The sequence below is a fragment of the Burkholderia sp. A2 genome (assembly GCF_001729305.1).
GTDB lineage: Bacteria > Pseudomonadota > Gammaproteobacteria > Burkholderiales > Burkholderiaceae > Burkholderia > Burkholderia sola.
In genome coordinates, this window is record NZ_LZXX01000085.1 from 58,853 (window position 1) to 74,785 (window position 15,933).

Below are 15,933 nucleotides of genomic sequence, written 5' to 3' on the forward strand. Positions count from 1 at the left end.
CATGCAAGAAAAACTATCCTTGCGGGTAGAAAATCTATCTATTGAGATCGAGCAGGCAATAGTCAGGAGTGGGGTGCGCAAAAAAAATCCCGCCGAAGCGGGACTGCGGGGAGCGAGTTATCGCCGGCGATATCGACGGTGTTCAACCATCACGCCAATAATCCGAACGGGTTCGTGTTCGCTATTTATCGTTGGATAGTCGGAATTCAGTGGGACCAGCTCAAACACTTCCGCGCCAGTCGTACTCACGCCACGAAGCCTGTACTTCTTGAACGTGGCTTCTTCTTTGCCGTTCTTAGCTACGACATAGTCGCCCGGCCTAGGTGCAATGGCTGGCTCAACGATGATTCTATCGCCGGGCATAAACTCCGGTGCCATCGATTCCCCCTCTACCTCAAGGGCGAACGCATGATCCGATAGCTCTAGATCGGTTAGCAGGTACTCGAATGCACCGCCAGGTGGAAACGGAGTGATTGCCTCGCTCATCAGGCCGGCTTGCACGCTGCTGATCAGCGGTACGCGACGCGTGCCGACATTCGCCGGGACAACGTTCCCAATGGGCGTACCCGCAACGCCGGGGATGGGAATTGCATGTTTGGTAATACGTGCGATCTCAAGAATCTGGCCGAAGCTTGGCTCGTGACGGCCGTTCTCCCACGCTGACACGTTGCCGCGCGTCTTCCCCAATCGCTCCGCGAGTTCATCTTGCTTGAGGCTGGCAGCTTCGCGGCTGGCCTTTATCCATTCACCGATGTCCATGCGCTCAATGGTAAGAAAATCTTGCGCGCATACGGCTATATTTTCTATCTCTCGAATGTTAGAATTTCTATCATTGCGCTGATGATGGAAGCTCATGGACAACATCGTTGAACACCCCTTGGATCGGGCCGCCAAAGCGGCCGGGCTGACTATGCAGTCGCTTGCAGATCATCTCGGCGTGACTCGCGCGGCGGTCCAGCAATGGAAGCAGGCGGGCCGGCGGGTGCCGGCTGAACACTGCCCTCCAATTGAGCAGCTTTGCCACGGTGCCGTGCGATGTGAGGAACTGAACAGTCGGGTCGATTGGGCCTTCGTCCGCCAATCGGGGCCATCGCCAAGCGCAACGCATGTCTGCAACAGCTAACGGTGCGGTTTCGATCGCACATCTCGAATCCTAGTGACGTTTCGTGCGTCGCGACAGGATGAAACGCTCCGATCTCAAACGCTATGACCTGCCGATACGACAGTACCGAATGGCTGGACGTGCTTTATACGTCCGTTCGCAACACGCCCGGCGGTGTCGCCGACGCGGCGAACCACCTTACGATCCGGCGCGGTAAGAACATCACGCCGGAATCGCTTCGTCTTCGCCTGCGTGGCGTTGGCGATAGTCGCTTGTCGATGGAAATGTTCGAGCTGCTGATCGAGTGGATGCAGGAAAAGGCAGAGGGCGAGGCGTATGCGCTCGACGCGCTGCATGCGTTGAACGCGCGCTTCGGGCTGGTTGCCGAGCACGTCGACGACCATGCCGCTGACGACGTCAGCGAACCCGGCACGCTGCGCCTTGTTTCGACGGCGCTGCACCTGCAGGCGCATGTTGGCCTCGTCGCCGACGACGTGACGCGTGCGCTGGCTGATCAGCGGATCGACGATCAACACGCCGAGAAGATCATCGCGACCGGCCGCAAGGGCCAGCGTCTGTTCCAGCGATTGATTCACGCTGCTCGCAACCTCGCCGCGCGTCGACGCCGTCGTCATGGAGCGGTTTAAGCCTGGCATGGGGTGCTGTCGTCCCGACCGTGAACACGTCGGCCTCTACTGCTCGCCCGAGCAGCAACTGGCGTGCTCTGTCACGACGCTCACATCCCGATTCGAGTATGCCCCCGCCGAAGCGGGGCGCTTGCTGTCCGAATTGATCGCCACGTTCCCCGATCGCCTCGCTCCGATTCTTGCGGAAGCGAACGCAGCCGGGCGCGTGCGCCTGTTCATCGAGCGAGCGGCGCGCGCATGCGCCGCGCTCGCGACCAAGGCGGAACGTCACGCGTTCCGCGACCAACTTACCGATCGTCTCTGCGCACTGGACCTTGCCGCGTTCGACGATCTCATGTCGACGGAATGGCGTCGACTGCGTGGCAAATAACCGGAGACACATGTGAACGTGAACGGGATCAGTAGCGCGTTGCGACGCAGCGCATTGCAATACAGCCGCTCGCCGAGCGGGCGGCAGTGCTATGCGGCGGGACGAGCCGTATGGCGAAGCTTTTCTCACAAGGTCGAACGCGACCGCCGTCTCGTCGAGTTGGAGACCGTTCGGCGTGCGAGTTAGCACGGAACCATTCAACGAATTGTGATCTGGCCGCGACATGCGGCCAAAGTAACTTTGATCGAGGGAATTTTTGTATGGCGACACTGGACCAGATCATTCAGCAATTGCGCGCTGCGGGGCATCCCGACCTGCCTGCCGGCCATCCGGTCGCAGACGGCAAACATCATCGGTATGGGCCGCGCAAGAAATACTGGTATCAGCTTCGAGAGATCATCAGCAAGGGCGCGGTAATCGGCTATGGCGGCACGTTCGGCCACTTCTCGGGCGACGATCCGGGCACCGAGCGATTCGAATGGAGCGGCGCACCGATGAGCGAGGAAGTGCTCGCGGAGACGCGTCGCCGGCAGGAAGCCGCCGACCGTGAGCAGGCCGAGCGCGATGCGCGTCAGGCGAAGCTCGCCGCGAACCGCGCGCGAGATCAGTGGAACCGCGCGGCAGAGCATGGCGATTCCACCTATCTTGAACGCAAGCGCATCACGGCCGAAGGCGTGCGTTTCGACGCGGACGGCACGATCTTCGTGCCGATGTATCAGTACGGCGATGACGCTCGGCTCGTCGGTCTGCAGAAGATCACGCCGGACGGCGCGAAGCGCTTCAACAAGGGCATGGAAAAGAAGGGCGCGTCGTATCTGCTCGGCGAGGTGAGCGCCGACGACCAGATCGTACTGGTCGCCGAAGGCTACGCGACCGCGCGATCGATCCGCGTGGCGGTCGACGAGGCGTTCGCGGTCAATGTCTGCTTTGACGCGGGCGGCATCCTCCCGGCCGTGCGGTATTTGCGTGCGACGTATCCGGATGTGCATGTGCTGGTCTGCGCCGACGACGACTGGAAGATCGAGCAGCGCATGCGCGACTGGCTCGCCGACGAGTTCGGTTTCCGGGGTGAACTGCCGTTTGGTGCCGACCCGGTACGGATCGAGGCGAAGAACACGTGGTACATGGTCGCCGCGTCACGCCGTCGTGACGACAATGGCGTGCCGTATGTCGAGGTCAGCTACGGAAACGACGTGATGCCGTTGCGTCGTAAGCGGTTCGAAAACACGGGCCTGAAACGTGCGTATGAGGCGGCAGCGATGGTCGCCGACGTCAGCGTCGTCTATCCGGTATTCGCCAAGCGCGGCGAGCGCAAGCTGACCGATTTCAACGACCTGCACGTCGAAGAGGGCATCGACCCTGTCCAGGCTCAGGTGCAGGCGGCAATCTTGCGCGTCATCGCGCCAGCGAACGAAGAGATCCGACCGGCGGCGGTTGCGGTGTCGACCGCGGACGACACGCCGACGAAATCCGCCGCGACGTCCGCTGCCGCGAAACAGCCGGAATGGGATGGCCGCGAGGCAGAGAACGGCGCGCACACATGGGAGCAGGATCTCGCGCGTTCGGACAAGGGCACGCTGCTGCCGACGCTCGGCAACGTGCACATGATCTTGGCGAATCACAAAGCGTGGCAGGGCGTCATCGAGCAGGACGACTTCGGTGGCCGCGTGATGAAGCGCAAGGCACCGCCGTTCCGGCAAGGCGTGAAGGGCGAGTGGACTGACATGGACGATCAGCGCTGTGCGCTTTGGTTGTCGCAGCGCTACGGCCTCTCGGTGCGCACCGATATCGTGATGAACGCGGTTCTGTTGGTGGCGGACGAGCAGCACTTCCATGACGTGCGCGAATACCTCGAAGGGCTCAAATGGGACGGCGTGTCGCGCGTGCGATCGATGCCGTCGACCTACCTGCGTGTCGCCGACAGCGAGTATGTGCAGCTCGCGTTCATGAAATGGATGATCGCCGCCGTCGCGCGCGTGATGGAGCCGGGCTGCAAGGTCGACAACGTCCTGATCCTCGAAGGCAAGCAGGGGCATCGCAAATCGACGGCGCTGAAGGTGCTGGCCGGCGCTTCGTGGTTCACGGATACGCCAATCCAGATCGGCAACAAAGACACATACGCGGTGCTGGCCGGGAAGTGGGTGATCGAGCTGGCCGAGCTGGACTCGTTGAACAAGGCCGACTCGTCGGCGGTGAAGAGCTTCTTCGCGACGGCCGTCGACCGGTTCCGCAACTTCTACGGTAAGCGGGCGACCGACGTCCCGCGTCAATGCGTGTTCGCTGGCTCGGTCAACTTCGACACGTACCTGAAAGACGAATCGGGCAACCGGCGTTACTGGCCGCTGCGTGTCGGCGGTCTGGTCGACATCGACGGCATTGTGGCCGTCCGCGATCAACTCTGGGCCGAAGCCGTGCACCTGTATCGATCGGGCGTCGTGTGGCACGTAGAAGAGCATGAGCGCCCCCTGTTCGAAATCGAGCAAGCGGAGCGTTACGAGGGCGACGTGTACGAGGACAAGATCGCGAAGGCCCTGGAATTCGTGTCGCGCACGACGATGGAAGAGATCCTCGCGGACATTCTGAAGCTCGATACGTCGAAATGGACGCTGGCAGAGCAGCGTCGCATCGGCAAGGCGTTGAAGTCGCTCGGGTGGGTGCGCAAGCGCGAGTCGACCGGGTCGCGTGGCTGGTACTACGTGAAGGAAGAGCAAGAGCCGGAAGCGGAGCGCGAATTGGTCGCAGCGGGTGATGACGACAGTCCGCTGTAATCGCGCGGCGCGCTGTGCCTCCACGGTAAGCGCGCCACTCGGCCCGTCTTGGCGCGCTGTGGACGTCCCATGTCCCAACGTCCCAAGGCGCGGTCTCGGGCGCGGGTGCAGGGGCGCGACATGCGCGACGTGAGCGGCGCATGTCGCATGTCGCAGGCGCGCACCCCTGCAAGCTTCTTCCCTTGAGACATTGGGACATTAGGACGAGTAGGAGAGAGTGATGATCGATTTGAAAGAGCGGGTGGGCGTTGCGATGAGCGTTCGTGGTCAGTTCACCGACCCGATTGCCGATCCTAAAGTTACTTTGGGCGCGCTCGCCTTTGCGAACGATCTCGGGAGCTTGCTGGCCCGAATCAAGGCCGGGCCGATGCCGACGCCTGCGATGGTGCGACGTGCAATGTTGCTGTTGGCGCAGATGATCCGGACGTCGGGCCGATTCAAGCGTGCGCGGTTCACCGGCCTGTCGCGCGACGAGCGCCGCGATCAACGTGCGGGACACGCTGTCGAGCGTTCGAAGGTCGATATCGTCGAGCGGTTCGCGCTGCGGTTGCTGGATGAGTGGGTGAACGATCAATGTGTCGAGTGCGAAGGGCGTGGTGTCGTGCGTCGTGCGCGTCCTGTCACGACGTCAACGCACGCGTGTGATGTATGCGGGGGCAGCGGCAAAGTGTGTGTATCAGAGGAACGTATCCCGTTCTTCGAAGGGCGTAACGGGCCGTTGGTATTTCGGGAATACGAACCATGCGACGACTGCGGCGGGATGGGGCGGATCGCTGCGTCGCCGGCTTCGGATGCGAAGGGCCGGCACATTTGCCCGAACTGTTCCGGTTCCGGCAAGCGGCAGATCGACGACGCTGGCCGGGCGCACGCACTCGGTGTATCGCTCGACGAGTATCGGAAGAACTGGTCGTGGCGCTTCCACGACATGCTCGCGCTGCTGGATACGGTCGATGGATCGGTGTACGACACATTGCGTCGTCAATTGCGAGGATGAAACGTATTCCATTTCAAGAGCGGATCGCTTAAAATCTGCACATCCTTTACCGCGTCACTGGATAAATGAGCGACCGCATACTCGTGTCGCAACCTTCGCCCGACAGGCATACTGAATCGCGGGAGCGCCGCGACCAACAACGATAACTGTCTGCCGGGATCTGTTGGGAGGGCGTTCGCCCTTACGAAATGAATATCGAAGCCCTGAGTGCGTAAGCCTTGGGGCTTTTTTGCATGGGGGGTATATGTCGAACGTAGATGCGGGGCTGCAGTCGGCGAGCGAAGAGAAGGACAGAATGCTCGATTGGGTGGAAAAGCAAGCTGCTGAGAATCTGCAATTCCATATTCAATGTGCGGAGCACATAAAAAAGGAAGCGAATACTACGCTGACGGTGATCTTAGCCGGCGTCGGTGGTGCATCCGCTTATGTCGTCAAGCTGTTCGACACGCATGCGGCATACTGGTTGATGGCGGCGGCGTTGACGTTCAACGTCTGTCTCTTGTTGTTGGCTGCGTTGCTGATTCTGCGGTGTCTGAATCTCGACAATATTCAAGCGCCTGCAAACGAACCGAAGAACCTATATCTGCCGAATTATTCGCTGCAGTTGGTGCGCGAAGTGGAGCTGGAAAACATGCAGCTACGGATCAAACTTGCTCAGTCACGCAATGGAGAGGCGGCGGACCGCTTAGAACGAATCCGCCTCTATGCCTTGCTGGTTCCCGTTATCTCTGCCTCTGTGGCTGGGACGGCGTTGGCTGTCTCGGCGTTTCACGTGGCGGCACATTAGCCTGTTCCCGTCGACCGGGCGTGGGCTGAGGAATGGTGGGTCGATCTTGACTCATTTAGTTGGTCTCCATGACGGGCAGTTGTTGCCCAAAACGATTTTAGCGTAACCATCGGACGTGTCCGGTTCACAAGCCTCGAGTGCGAAAGTGCTCGGGGCTTTTTCTATTGGTGCCTCGAAATGAATGTTCGATGTGATGGGGGCTGCCAGTTCGACCTTTGGGCGGCATGGGATGAGGATCGAAGCATGGGACGTGTTACAGCGCGGTGCTTCGTGTTTGACGACGCGATGGACCGTGTCGTGTGGGCAATCGACCGAGCAGGCGACGGCGTGACCGCCGATGTCGCGATCGGTGCGGGCCTGCCTAATTTGTGAGCAGGCGGGGACCCTCTGGGCATCGCCGCACGCGGGGGCTCGCACCCGCGTTTTTTCTCTACTGGCGAGTTCCCATAGGGGGTCATATTCATGCCGACTCAGCAGCAGATCGCTGACCATCTCGACCTTGACCAGTCGGCCGTTTCGCGATTCGTCGACAAGGTCCAGCTCGATTACCGCGTGGCGTCGATCGACGAGATCCGCGTCGCGTATATCCGGCATTTGCGCGAGGTCGCGGCCGGCCGGTCCAGCGGTACGGGAATCGATCTCGTCGCCGAACGGGCGAAGACCGAGATCGTCGATCGCGAGATCAAGCTCCTGACGCTGGCCGAGAAGAAGGGGCAGCTCGTCAACGCGGCGCAGCTCGAACAGGCGTACGGCCTGATGGTCGGCGCATTTCAAACGGAGCTGCTGTCGCTCTCCGACAAGCTGGTGCAGGAGCTGCGCACGCTGTACGGCGTCGAGGTGGACGTCGAATGGTTGAACGAGCATATATATGGATGCCTTGAGCAGCTTTCTGAATACGACCCAGACAGTCCACGCGGTGATTCGCCGGATCGCGAAGATGCTGCGACCGCCGGAGCGGATTGGGACGACGGACTGGGCACGCAAACATCGTAGGTTGAGCGCGAAGGGTTCGGCCAGCCCCGGCCGGTATAACCCGAACATCACGCCGTGGGTGTTCGGCATGCACGAAGCGCTGGACGATCCGACCGTGCAGAAGATCGTATGCATGAAGTCGGCGCAGGTCGCGTGGACAGATGGCGTGCTGCTGAACTACATCGGCAAGCGGATCGACGTTGACCCGTGCCCGATGATCGTCATGTTCCCGAAAGAGAAGACGGCGAAGAAGTTCAACCTGGAGAAGTTCGAGCCGATGGTCGAGGTGACGCCTCGCCTGTCGGCGAAGTTGCCGGTGCACGCGGCCCGCGACAAAAACAACTTGTGGGATCACAAAACGTTCGCACGCGGCTTCCTGAAGTTCATCACGTCGAACGCGCCGGACGAAGTGAAGTCGACGCCGGCCCCGGTCGTCGCGGTCGAGGAGCCGGACGACGCGAATACGAACGTTCGCGAGCAGGGCGATTCGATCACGCTGCTGGAGGAACGGAACAAGAGCTACTCGGCCCGGCGACGCAAGATGATCTTGGGCGGCACGCCGACCATCGACGGCCTGTCGCGCATCCAGCAGGCTTACGCGGCATCGGATCAGCGCGTGTATCTGGTGCCGTGCCCGGATTGCGACGAGGAGCATGAGCTGGCGTGGGAAAACGTCACGTGGAGCGAAGGCGCCGAAGTCGTACATGAGGTCTACGGCCGCGCACAACCGGAGACGGCCCGTTACACCTGCCCGCATTGCGGTTCGTTGTGGGACGACGCGACGCGTATTCGCGCTGTCCGGCGCGGGCGATGGGTTGCGACGGCACCGTTTCACGGCGTTGCCGGCTTCCGCATCAACGAGCTGGTGTCGCCGTTTCCCGGCTCGAACATGGCCGAGCTGGTCAAGAAGTGGCTGACCGCCGACAAGGCGCTGCGCGAGGGCGACGATACGAAGATGCGTTCGTTCGTGAACAACTCGCAGGGCCGGGCGTACAAGTACAAGACCGATCTGCCGGAGCTGGACGTGCTCGCACAACGTGCGCTGCCATACGCGGAGCTGACGGTCCCGCTCGGCGGTCTGGTGTTGACGCTCGGCGTCGACGTGCAGCACGACCGGCTCGCGATCGTCCTGCGTGCATGGGGGCGCGGCGAGGAAAGCTGGCTCGTCGCATGGGGCGAGATATACGGCAACGTGACGGAGCAGCAGCAAGACCCGATGACAGGCGGCGTATGGGGCGCGTTGACGATGCTGTTGTCGCACGCATACCGGCATGAGAACGGCTGGCTGCTGCGTATCCGTGCAACGTCGATCGACTCGTCGGACGGTGCGACGTCGGACGCCGTATACAGGTATGTGCGCGCGGCGCAGCAGGCCGGTTACAACGTCATGGCCGTCAAGGGTAGCAGCAACGTCGACGCGGAGATCTTCAGCGTGCCGAAGGCGTCGATCGACTCGACGCGCAACAACAGCAAGGCGGCGAAGTACGGGCTGCGGCCGTATATGGTCGGCGTTAGCCGTGCAAAGGACCTGATTCTCGAAAACCGACTGAAACTCGAAGGCGACGGGCCGGGCCGCATGCACTGGTATCGCGGCGTGCGCAGCGACTACCTGTCGCAGCTCACGGCGGAGGTCAAGGTGCCGGGTCCACGTGGCGGTAAGCGCGTGTGGAAGAAGATCAGCCCGAGAAACGAAGCGCTGGATTGCGAAGGGTATGCGTTGCACGCGGCCCGCAGTGTGAAGGTGCACCTGATGAAAGAAGCGGACTGGCAAGCCGCGCAGCATCGTGCGTCGCAGGTCTCGCTGTTTGATGCGGTCCCGGTGCTGGAGGCATTGCCGACGGCGCTGCCGGCCGAGGTGCCGCCCGATCCGCCGGACGTGCCCGAGATTATCGAGACGCCGCGGCCGTCGCCGCAGGTAGCAAAACCCACCGAAACCCCGCCACCGAGCGGGGTTTCGCGCATTCAGGGGCGTCGTGTTGGTCGCTCGACGTACCTGAAGCGGCGCTAAACGAGGAATGGCATGGCATACACGAAACAGGATCTGCAGAGCATCCAGTCGGCAATCGCGAAGGGCGAGCTGGAAGTCCAGTATGCCGACCGGCGCGTGAAATATCGCTCGATCGGCGAGCTGCGCGAGGCGCGCACCGAGATCATTCGCGACCTGAACGGCGCGGCCGGGCGTTCGTCGATCGTCCGGATTCGTCACGCCGGCAAGGGGGTGCGATGAAGGCGGGCTTTCCGTCACTCGCGCGGCGCGGATTCGTGGTGCCGACGCGGCTCAAAGCGGCGGCCTACGAGTCGGCGAGCACGACAGGCGCGCGGGCGAAGTCGTGGCGGACGTCGAGCGCGGGACCGAATGCGGCGGCGGTGCAAAACCTGCCGCTACTGCGCTCGCGCGCTCGCGACGCGATCCGCAACGAGTCGTGGGCAAAAGCGGTCATCGAGCGGCTTGTCTCGAACACGATCGGCACTGGCATTCAGGCGCATCCGCAGCATCCGAACGATGCAGTGCGCAAAATGCAAAAGCAACTTTGGGAGGATAGCTGCGAGGAGATCGACGCGGACGAGCGGGCCGACATCGGCGGAGTACAGACGCTTGCGGGCCGAGCATTTTTCAGCGATGGCGAGGTATTGGTGCGTCGCCGATTGCGCAGTCCGCGTGAGGGCTTGGCGGTTCCGATGCAGATCCAGCTACTCGAAGGCGATCTGCTGCCGGTGGAGAAGAACGAGATCGTGGCGGGCGGGGGCGAGATCATCAATGGCGTCGAGTTCGATGCGGACGGTCGGCGTGTTGCTTATCACCTGCTGCAGCGTCATCCCGGCGAGTACGGGCGGGCGTCGACGACCAACATGCAGACCGTGCGCGTGCCGGCTGACGAGATCGCGCACGTTTTTCATGCGCTTCGGCCCGGACAGGTGCGCGGCGTGCCGGTGCTGTCGACCGTGCTGCTGCGGCTCAAGTCACTGGACAACTTCGACGATGCAGTGCTGTTCCGGCAAGAGGTCAGCAACCTCTTTGCAGGGTTCATCACGAAGCCGCCCGCCGAGCCGGGCCTCATGGGCGATCCAGTGACGGGCGCGGCGATGGAGTACGACGTCGACGGCTTCTCACCGGTCGTTTCGCTCGAACCGGGGAGCATGCAGGAGCTAGCGCCGGGCGAAAGCGTCACTTTTGCGGAGCCGCCGGGTGCGGGGACCGACTACGGCCCGTTCATGCGTCAGCAACTGATGGCCGCTGCGGCGTCGGTCGGCATGCCGTACGAGGTCATGACGGGCGATCTGCGCGACGTGAGCGATCGCGTGCTGCGCGTGATCTTGAATGAGTTCCGGCGATCGATCGAACAGCTCCAGTGGAACGTGTTCATTCACCAGTTTTGCCGGAAGGTGTGGCGCTGGTGGGTCGACGCTTGCGCGTTGTCGGGCGCGATGCCGATGCCGGATTACTACCGACGTCGTCGTGACTATCTGCGGGTGCGATGGGTGCCGCAGGGCTGGCCGTATATCCATCCGGTGCAGGACGTCACGGCGAAGCGAATGGAGATTCGCTCCGGACTGGCGAGCCGGACCGGTGCGGTGCTTTCGCGTGGTGACGATCCGGAGCAGGTCGATCGAGAGAACGCGGACGATCTCGCGCGTGAGCGCCGGCTCGGGATTCGATATGACACGCTCGATCCGGTCGACGGCGCGGGCGATCTTTCTATTGGGGAGGGCGAATGAAAGGGAAGAAGCGGTGGTGGGATATCCGTGCGCAAGCGAACGCGGCGGGCGGGAACGAGGTCGAGATCCGGATCTACGGCGACATTGGTTTTTGGGGCACCGACGCCGAACTGTTTGCGACGAAGCTGGACGAGGTAGCGTCGACAGCGACGTCGATCGTCCTCGCGATCAACTCGATGGGCGGCGACGTGTTCGATGCGTTCGCGATCTACAACGCGGTGCGTCGGCATAGCGGCAAGGTGACGGGGCGCGTCGACGGTGTCGCCGCATCGGCTGCGTCGCTGATCCTGATGGCATGCGACACGATCGAGATGCCGTCGAACGCGAGGCTGATGATCCACAACCCGAATACGGTCGCGGCTGGCGAAGCGGAGCATCTGCGCAAGCTCGCCGATCTGCTGGACAGCACGTCCGACAGCATGTTGGCGGCCTACGTCGAGCGCAGCGGCCGAACCGCAGAGGAAGTCCGCGCGATCATGGATGCCGAGACCTGGCTCACGGCCGCGCAGGCGAAGGAGCAAGGCTTTTGCGACGCGATCGTCGATCCGATCCGGATCGAGGCGTATGCGGGCGCGGCACGGCTCGCCGCACGCTATGCGGCGGTGCCGGCCGAGATCCGCGCCGTGCTGGAGGACGACAGCGAGGTGACGCCGGCCCCGGAGCCTCATCGGCTGCCGACGCCCACACCCGCGCCGGGTCCGGACGTGTCGGTTCTCGCTGCCCACGTCTACAGCGCGTGCCGCGACGCGCGGATCGAGCACTGCGCGGAGGGCATCGTGCTGGCGACCGGCCTACGGGATCGCGCGAGCGTCGACGCCGCGATCCGCAACGCGCAGGACATCGCTGGTATCTGTCTGGCCGCAAGCCTGACCGAGCTGACGGCCGGCTTTGTCTCGGATGGCTTGTCGCCGGATCAGGTGCGCGCGCGGCTGTTCGAGCGCATGACTGCCTCGCAGAAGCCGATCAACCATCGTGCTGCCCCGGTTGCGTCGCAAGACGCGCCCGTGGTCGCGAATGCGCCGCGTGCGGCGTCCATCTACGCGGCTCGCAAGAGCGGCAAGTAACTTTGACGTAACCCGAGGAGGGGAAAACTCATGTCGAACTGGAAAGTACAGGCCGCTCTGACGGCCGAATTTCTCGTGTCGGAGGGCAACGGTCAGATCTCGCGCGAGCACATCATCGTCAAGGCCGGCCCGGCGCTGCCGGCCGGGCAGGTGCTCGGTGTGACCAGTACCGGCGAGTATGCGCCGTACGACAACGCCGCGAACGACGGTTCGGAGGTCGCCGCAGCGATTCTCTATGCGCCGCTGGCGGCGTCCGAAGCGCCGCGACCGGCGACGGGTGTCGTCCGGCTCGCTGAAGTCGCGGGCGCGCTTCTGACGGGCCTCGATGCGGCCGGTCGCGGGGATCTCGCCGAGCGACACGTGATCGTCCGCTGATCACAACACACCCCATTCAAGGCCACGCCAACCGCGTGGCCTTTTTTGTATCCATTTTCATGTCGGAGGTTGTATGGCGGATATCGCCCTGTTTCAAGACGACGCGTTTTCGCTGTCGTCCCTGAGTGCTGCGATCAACGAGCAGCCGTATGTTCCCGGCCGGATCGGCACGCTCGGGCTGTTCGAAGAGGACGGCATCACCACGACGACGATCCAGATCGAGCGCGACGGCGACACGCTGTCGCTCGTCGCGTCTGGCCAGCGCGGTGCACCGTCCGCTATTGTCGCGGGCAGCAAGCGCAACATGATCCCGTTCAACACGGTGCATCTGCCGCAGCGTGCGGTGATCATGGCCGACGAAATCGCGAACCTGCGTGCATTCGGTTCCGAAACGGAGCTGGAGGCACTCCAGACCGTCGTGAATCGCCGACTCGCGAAGATGCGTCGGCAGCTCGATGCGACGCACGAATTCCACCGCATCGGCGCAATCAAGGGCGCGGTGCTCGACGCGGACGGCAAGACGGTGCTGATCGATCTGCTGAAGTACTTCGGCATCGAGCAGACGGTCATTGCGTTCGAACTGTCGACTGCGACCACCGAGATTCGCCAGAAGTGCGTCGAGGTGCAGGACGCGATCGAAGATGCGCTCGGCGCGATGACGTATACGGGCGTGCGTGTGCTCTGCGGGCGCGAGTTCTGGAACAAGCTGATCGTCGCGAAGTCGGTGAAGGAAACGTATCTCGCGTCCGTGATGGCCGCGCAGCTGCGTGGCGATGCGCGCGACGCGTTCGACTTCGGTGGCTGCACGTTCGAGCGTTATCGCGGTCGCGTCGGCGATGTCGGGTATGTCGCGGACGACGAAGCGCATGCGGTGCCGGAGGGCGTGTCCGATCTCTTCATCACGCGTTTCGCGCCGGCCGACTACGTCGAGGCGGTGAACACGACGGGGATTCCGTACTACGCGAAGCAGGAACTGATGCCCTTCGGCAAGGGCGTCGAGGTCGAGGCGCAGTCGAACCCCATCCACCTGTGCACGCGCCCGAAAGCGCTCATCAAGCTGAAGGCGTGACATGGCGTTCCGGGATCTGATCTCGGACGTCGACGCTGCGGTGCTGCGCGACCTGGGCGACGCGGACATCACGATCGACGGCCGGCCCGTCGAAGGTATGTTCGCGTCGCCTTGGATCGGCCCTGATCTCGGTAGCCAGCGTACGCAACTGGTTGCGCCAGTGTTCCATGTGCGTGATCGCGATGCTGTCGGGGTCCGGCAAGGCAGCATCCTGATCGCGAGCGAGGAGCGTTACCGGGTGCTCGAAGCGAAGCCGGACGGCACCGGCTGGACAATCCTCATTCTCCAGTAGGCGATATGGACGATCTGAAGATCGAAATCGATATCAAAGAGGCGACGGCGGTGCTGCAAGGGCTGTCGCCGTCCGCGATGCAGGCTGCGTGGCGACGGACGTTGCGCAAGACGGCCGGGTGGATCAAGAGCCAGACGGCGAAAGAGGTCGGGGCCGCGACGAAGATCCCGCAGAAGGCGATCCGTCGCCGCCTCTACTTCTTTCTTCGCTCGGCTGATACCGGCAAAGTGTGGCTCGGCCTGAACCCGATCGAAGCGCATCGTCTCGGCAAGGCGACGCGGACGCGCAAGGGGATGCGAGTCGGCCGCCAGTCGTTCGAGGGCGCGTGGCGACAGACGAATCGGAAGCCGGACGGGCCGATTTACGAGCGCGTCGGTAAAGAACGGATGCCGTACCGGATGGTGACGGTGGCGTGGCAGCAATCGGGCGACCCGGCATTTCGGCGGGCCGCGAAAGCCTGCGAGGCTCGGCTGATGGTGATTCTCCGTCAGGAAGTGAACTACGAACTGCAGAAGGTGATGCGCCGTGCTTGAGAATCTGAAAGCGCTACATGAGGCAATCGAGCGCGGCATGCGCGCGAAGCTGCCCACGATGAAGCGGATCGAGGCATATCCACGGCTCGGTCAGAAGATCGACACGCCGTTGATCGCGATCGAGCTGAACGAGTTCGAACCCGGTCACGACGATGGGACCGGCGACGTCGCGCTGATTGCACGCATGCAGGCCCGTGTCGTGTTCGATCCGATCGAGGACGGTGCGGAGCTGGCCGTGCGCGAGGTCGCGGCCCGCGTCGCAATGGTCGTGCACGGGAATACGTGGGAACTGCCAATCACGCCGGGTAAGGTCGTGCAGGTCGCGGAGGATCCGTTCCGGCCGCAGCTCGACACCTACTGTGTGTGGCTCGTCGAATGGACGCATGAATTCGGGCTCGGGATCGAACTGGACGATATCCCCGACGGGCGGGCGATCGTATGGGGCGTTGACCCGGACATTGGCCCGGGCAACGAGGGGCAGTACTGGGATCCCGGTGCGGAAGGCGGCGAATCATGAGCGACTACGAGCTGGGCGAGATTGATCGCCGCATGGCCTGCATGGTGCAGCACGGGACGGTCGAGAACGTCTCGTATCAGCCGCCACAGTGCCGTGTGCGGATCGGCGATTGGGTCAGCGACTGGATGCCGTGGAAGACGGCCGCAGCGGGTGTGGTGCGCTTCTGGCGCCCGCCTTCCGTTGGCGAGCAGGCGTCGATGTTCGCCCCGTCCGGAGATCTGGCTGGCGCATACGCGGCTCCGGGCTACTACTCTGATCAGCATGGCGGTTCTGCTCGGTCCAATCCGAACGAAACGGCGTGGGATTACCCGGACGGTGCATCGGAGGTCTATGACCACGAGAAGCACGAATACCGCGTCGACGTGCCAGCGGGTGGGCGGATCGTGTTTCGCATCGGCGCAACGGAGCTGGAACTGCGTGCGGACGGCGTGACGTTGCGCACGGAGAAATTGCTCGGCGATGTTCCTGATTCGACGTTCACGGGCAACACGACGACGGAGAAGCTGTTGACGTTCAACGGCGGGATGCAGGGCAAGGGTGGCGGTGACAGTGGCCCTGCCGTCCAGGTCGAGGGCGGGGCACTTTACACGGACGACGTTGAAATTGGCGGCAAGTCGTTCCTCAGACATTCGCACATGGAAGAGGGTGACGGTGCGCCCGTGTCGCCCCCGTTGTAACGCGCACATTCACAAAGTTGCTTTGCCCCGCTTCGGCGGGGTTTTGTTT

18 protein-coding genes are annotated in these 15,933 nt (G+C 62.8%); 17 read left to right on the forward strand and 1 reads right to left on the reverse strand.

What is annotated here, in order from left to right:
• Positions 1-117 precede the first annotated feature (117 nt).
• The gene (locus A9Z05_RS09175; RefSeq protein ID WP_256121928.1) at positions 118-855 is read right to left on the reverse strand and encodes a LexA family transcriptional regulator; all 738 of its coding nucleotides are present in this window, start codon (positions 853-855) and stop codon (positions 118-120) included.
• Here A9Z05_RS09175 and A9Z05_RS34385 point away from each other — a divergent pair.
• The 17 genes from A9Z05_RS34385 to A9Z05_RS09250 all read left to right on the forward strand — a co-directional run bounded on the left by A9Z05_RS34385 (position 854) and on the right by A9Z05_RS09250 (position 15,884).
• Positions 854-1,123, forward strand: a complete 270-nt coding sequence (locus A9Z05_RS34385; protein ID WP_072465517.1) for a YdaS family helix-turn-helix protein — start codon at positions 854-856, stop codon at positions 1,121-1,123. The two genes, A9Z05_RS09175 and A9Z05_RS34385, sit on opposite strands and share 2 nt — an antisense overlap.
• A gap of 83 nt (positions 1,124-1,206) precedes the next feature.
• Positions 1,207-1,749 (forward strand): phage regulatory CII family protein, encoded by a 543-nt coding sequence (locus A9Z05_RS09180; protein ID WP_060044608.1) that lies wholly within the window; start codon positions 1,207-1,209, stop codon positions 1,747-1,749.
• A complete protein-coding gene (locus A9Z05_RS09185) occupies positions 1,736-2,119 on the forward strand; it encodes a hypothetical protein (RefSeq protein ID WP_069617806.1) in 384 nt (127 codons plus the stop codon). The genes A9Z05_RS09180 and A9Z05_RS09185 overlap by 14 nt, the downstream gene beginning before the upstream one ends.
• Positions 2,120-2,379: 260 nt before the next feature.
• On the forward strand, positions 2,380-4,887 hold the full coding sequence (locus A9Z05_RS09190; RefSeq protein WP_069617807.1) for a VapE domain-containing protein: 2,508 nt from the start codon (positions 2,380-2,382) through the stop codon (positions 4,885-4,887).
• Between the two features lie 220 nt (positions 4,888-5,107).
• On the forward strand, positions 5,108-5,881 hold the full coding sequence (locus A9Z05_RS09195) for a zinc finger-like domain-containing protein (RefSeq protein WP_069617808.1): 774 nt from the start codon (positions 5,108-5,110) through the stop codon (positions 5,879-5,881).
• Between the two features lie 244 nt (positions 5,882-6,125).
• Positions 6,126-6,668, forward strand: a complete 543-nt coding sequence (locus A9Z05_RS09200) for a hypothetical protein (RefSeq protein WP_141723392.1) — start codon at positions 6,126-6,128, stop codon at positions 6,666-6,668.
• A gap of 462 nt (positions 6,669-7,130) precedes the next feature.
• Entirely contained in the window at positions 7,131-7,661 is a 531-nt protein-coding gene (locus A9Z05_RS36850) for a MarR family transcriptional regulator (RefSeq protein WP_176730183.1), read from the forward strand.
• The gene (locus tag A9Z05_RS09205; RefSeq protein ID WP_371090819.1) at positions 7,606-9,648 is read left to right on the forward strand and encodes a phage terminase large subunit family protein; all 2,043 of its coding nucleotides are present in this window, start codon (positions 7,606-7,608) and stop codon (positions 9,646-9,648) included. The genes A9Z05_RS36850 and A9Z05_RS09205 overlap by 56 nt, the downstream gene beginning before the upstream one ends.
• Positions 9,649-9,660: 12 nt before the next feature.
• Positions 9,661-9,867, forward strand: a complete 207-nt coding sequence (locus A9Z05_RS09210; protein WP_027787007.1) for a phage head-tail joining protein — start codon at positions 9,661-9,663, stop codon at positions 9,865-9,867.
• On the forward strand, positions 9,864-11,357 hold the full coding sequence (locus A9Z05_RS09215) for a phage portal protein (RefSeq protein WP_069617810.1): 1,494 nt from the start codon (positions 9,864-9,866) through the stop codon (positions 11,355-11,357). Before A9Z05_RS09210 ends, A9Z05_RS09215 begins: the two co-directional genes overlap by 4 nt.
• Positions 11,354-12,421, forward strand: coding sequence for a head maturation protease, ClpP-related (locus A9Z05_RS09220; protein WP_023475483.1), 1,068 nt, complete (start codon positions 11,354-11,356; stop codon positions 12,419-12,421). The genes A9Z05_RS09215 and A9Z05_RS09220 overlap by 4 nt, the downstream gene beginning before the upstream one ends.
• A gap of 30 nt (positions 12,422-12,451) precedes the next feature.
• A complete protein-coding gene (locus A9Z05_RS09225) occupies positions 12,452-12,796 on the forward strand; it encodes a head decoration protein (protein ID WP_069617811.1) in 345 nt (114 codons plus the stop codon).
• A gap of 73 nt (positions 12,797-12,869) precedes the next feature.
• Complete coding sequence (locus A9Z05_RS09230) at positions 12,870-13,865, forward strand: major capsid protein (protein WP_069617812.1); 996 nt, start codon at positions 12,870-12,872, stop codon at positions 13,863-13,865.
• Between the two features lies 1 nt (position 13,866).
• A complete protein-coding gene (locus A9Z05_RS09235) occupies positions 13,867-14,157 on the forward strand; it encodes a hypothetical protein (RefSeq protein ID WP_069617813.1) in 291 nt (96 codons plus the stop codon).
• Between the two features lie 5 nt (positions 14,158-14,162).
• Positions 14,163-14,690, forward strand: a complete 528-nt coding sequence (locus tag A9Z05_RS09240; protein ID WP_059585217.1) for a phage tail protein — start codon at positions 14,163-14,165, stop codon at positions 14,688-14,690.
• Positions 14,683-15,207 carry a hypothetical protein gene (locus A9Z05_RS09245; RefSeq protein ID WP_069617814.1) on the forward strand — a complete coding sequence of 175 codons (525 nt, stop codon included), beginning with the start codon at positions 14,683-14,685 and terminating at the stop codon, positions 15,205-15,207. The genes A9Z05_RS09240 and A9Z05_RS09245 overlap by 8 nt, the downstream gene beginning before the upstream one ends.
• Complete coding sequence (locus A9Z05_RS09250; protein WP_069617815.1) at positions 15,204-15,884, forward strand: phage baseplate assembly protein V; 681 nt, start codon at positions 15,204-15,206, stop codon at positions 15,882-15,884. The genes A9Z05_RS09245 and A9Z05_RS09250 overlap by 4 nt, the downstream gene beginning before the upstream one ends.
• Positions 15,885-15,933: the final 49 nt, after the last annotated feature.

Coding starts and splice junctions, on each gene's coding strand:
- A9Z05_RS34385 (WP_072465517.1), top strand. CDS start 854: ATGGACAACATCGTTGAACACCCCTTGGATCGGGCCGCCAAAGCGGCC.
- A9Z05_RS09175 (WP_256121928.1), bottom strand. CDS start 855: ATGAGCTTCCATCATCAGCGCAATGATAGAAATTCTAACATTCGAGAG.
- A9Z05_RS09180 (WP_060044608.1), top strand. CDS start 1,207: ATGACCTGCCGATACGACAGTACCGAATGGCTGGACGTGCTTTATACG.
- A9Z05_RS09185 (WP_069617806.1), top strand. CDS start 1,736: ATGGAGCGGTTTAAGCCTGGCATGGGGTGCTGTCGTCCCGACCGTGAA.
- A9Z05_RS09190 (WP_069617807.1), top strand. CDS start 2,380: ATGGCGACACTGGACCAGATCATTCAGCAATTGCGCGCTGCGGGGCAT.
- A9Z05_RS09195 (WP_069617808.1), top strand. CDS start 5,108: ATGATCGATTTGAAAGAGCGGGTGGGCGTTGCGATGAGCGTTCGTGGT.
- A9Z05_RS09200 (WP_141723392.1), top strand. CDS start 6,126: ATGTCGAACGTAGATGCGGGGCTGCAGTCGGCGAGCGAAGAGAAGGAC.
- A9Z05_RS36850 (WP_176730183.1), top strand. CDS start 7,131: ATGCCGACTCAGCAGCAGATCGCTGACCATCTCGACCTTGACCAGTCG.
- A9Z05_RS09205 (WP_371090819.1), top strand. CDS start 7,606: ATGCTGCGACCGCCGGAGCGGATTGGGACGACGGACTGGGCACGCAAA.
- A9Z05_RS09210 (WP_027787007.1), top strand. CDS start 9,661: ATGGCATACACGAAACAGGATCTGCAGAGCATCCAGTCGGCAATCGCG.
- A9Z05_RS09215 (WP_069617810.1), top strand. CDS start 9,864: ATGAAGGCGGGCTTTCCGTCACTCGCGCGGCGCGGATTCGTGGTGCCG.
- A9Z05_RS09220 (WP_023475483.1), top strand. CDS start 11,354: ATGAAAGGGAAGAAGCGGTGGTGGGATATCCGTGCGCAAGCGAACGCG.
- A9Z05_RS09225 (WP_069617811.1), top strand. CDS start 12,452: ATGTCGAACTGGAAAGTACAGGCCGCTCTGACGGCCGAATTTCTCGTG.
- A9Z05_RS09230 (WP_069617812.1), top strand. CDS start 12,870: ATGGCGGATATCGCCCTGTTTCAAGACGACGCGTTTTCGCTGTCGTCC.
- A9Z05_RS09235 (WP_069617813.1), top strand. CDS start 13,867: ATGGCGTTCCGGGATCTGATCTCGGACGTCGACGCTGCGGTGCTGCGC.
- A9Z05_RS09240 (WP_059585217.1), top strand. CDS start 14,163: ATGGACGATCTGAAGATCGAAATCGATATCAAAGAGGCGACGGCGGTG.
- A9Z05_RS09250 (WP_069617815.1), top strand. CDS start 15,204: ATGAGCGACTACGAGCTGGGCGAGATTGATCGCCGCATGGCCTGCATG.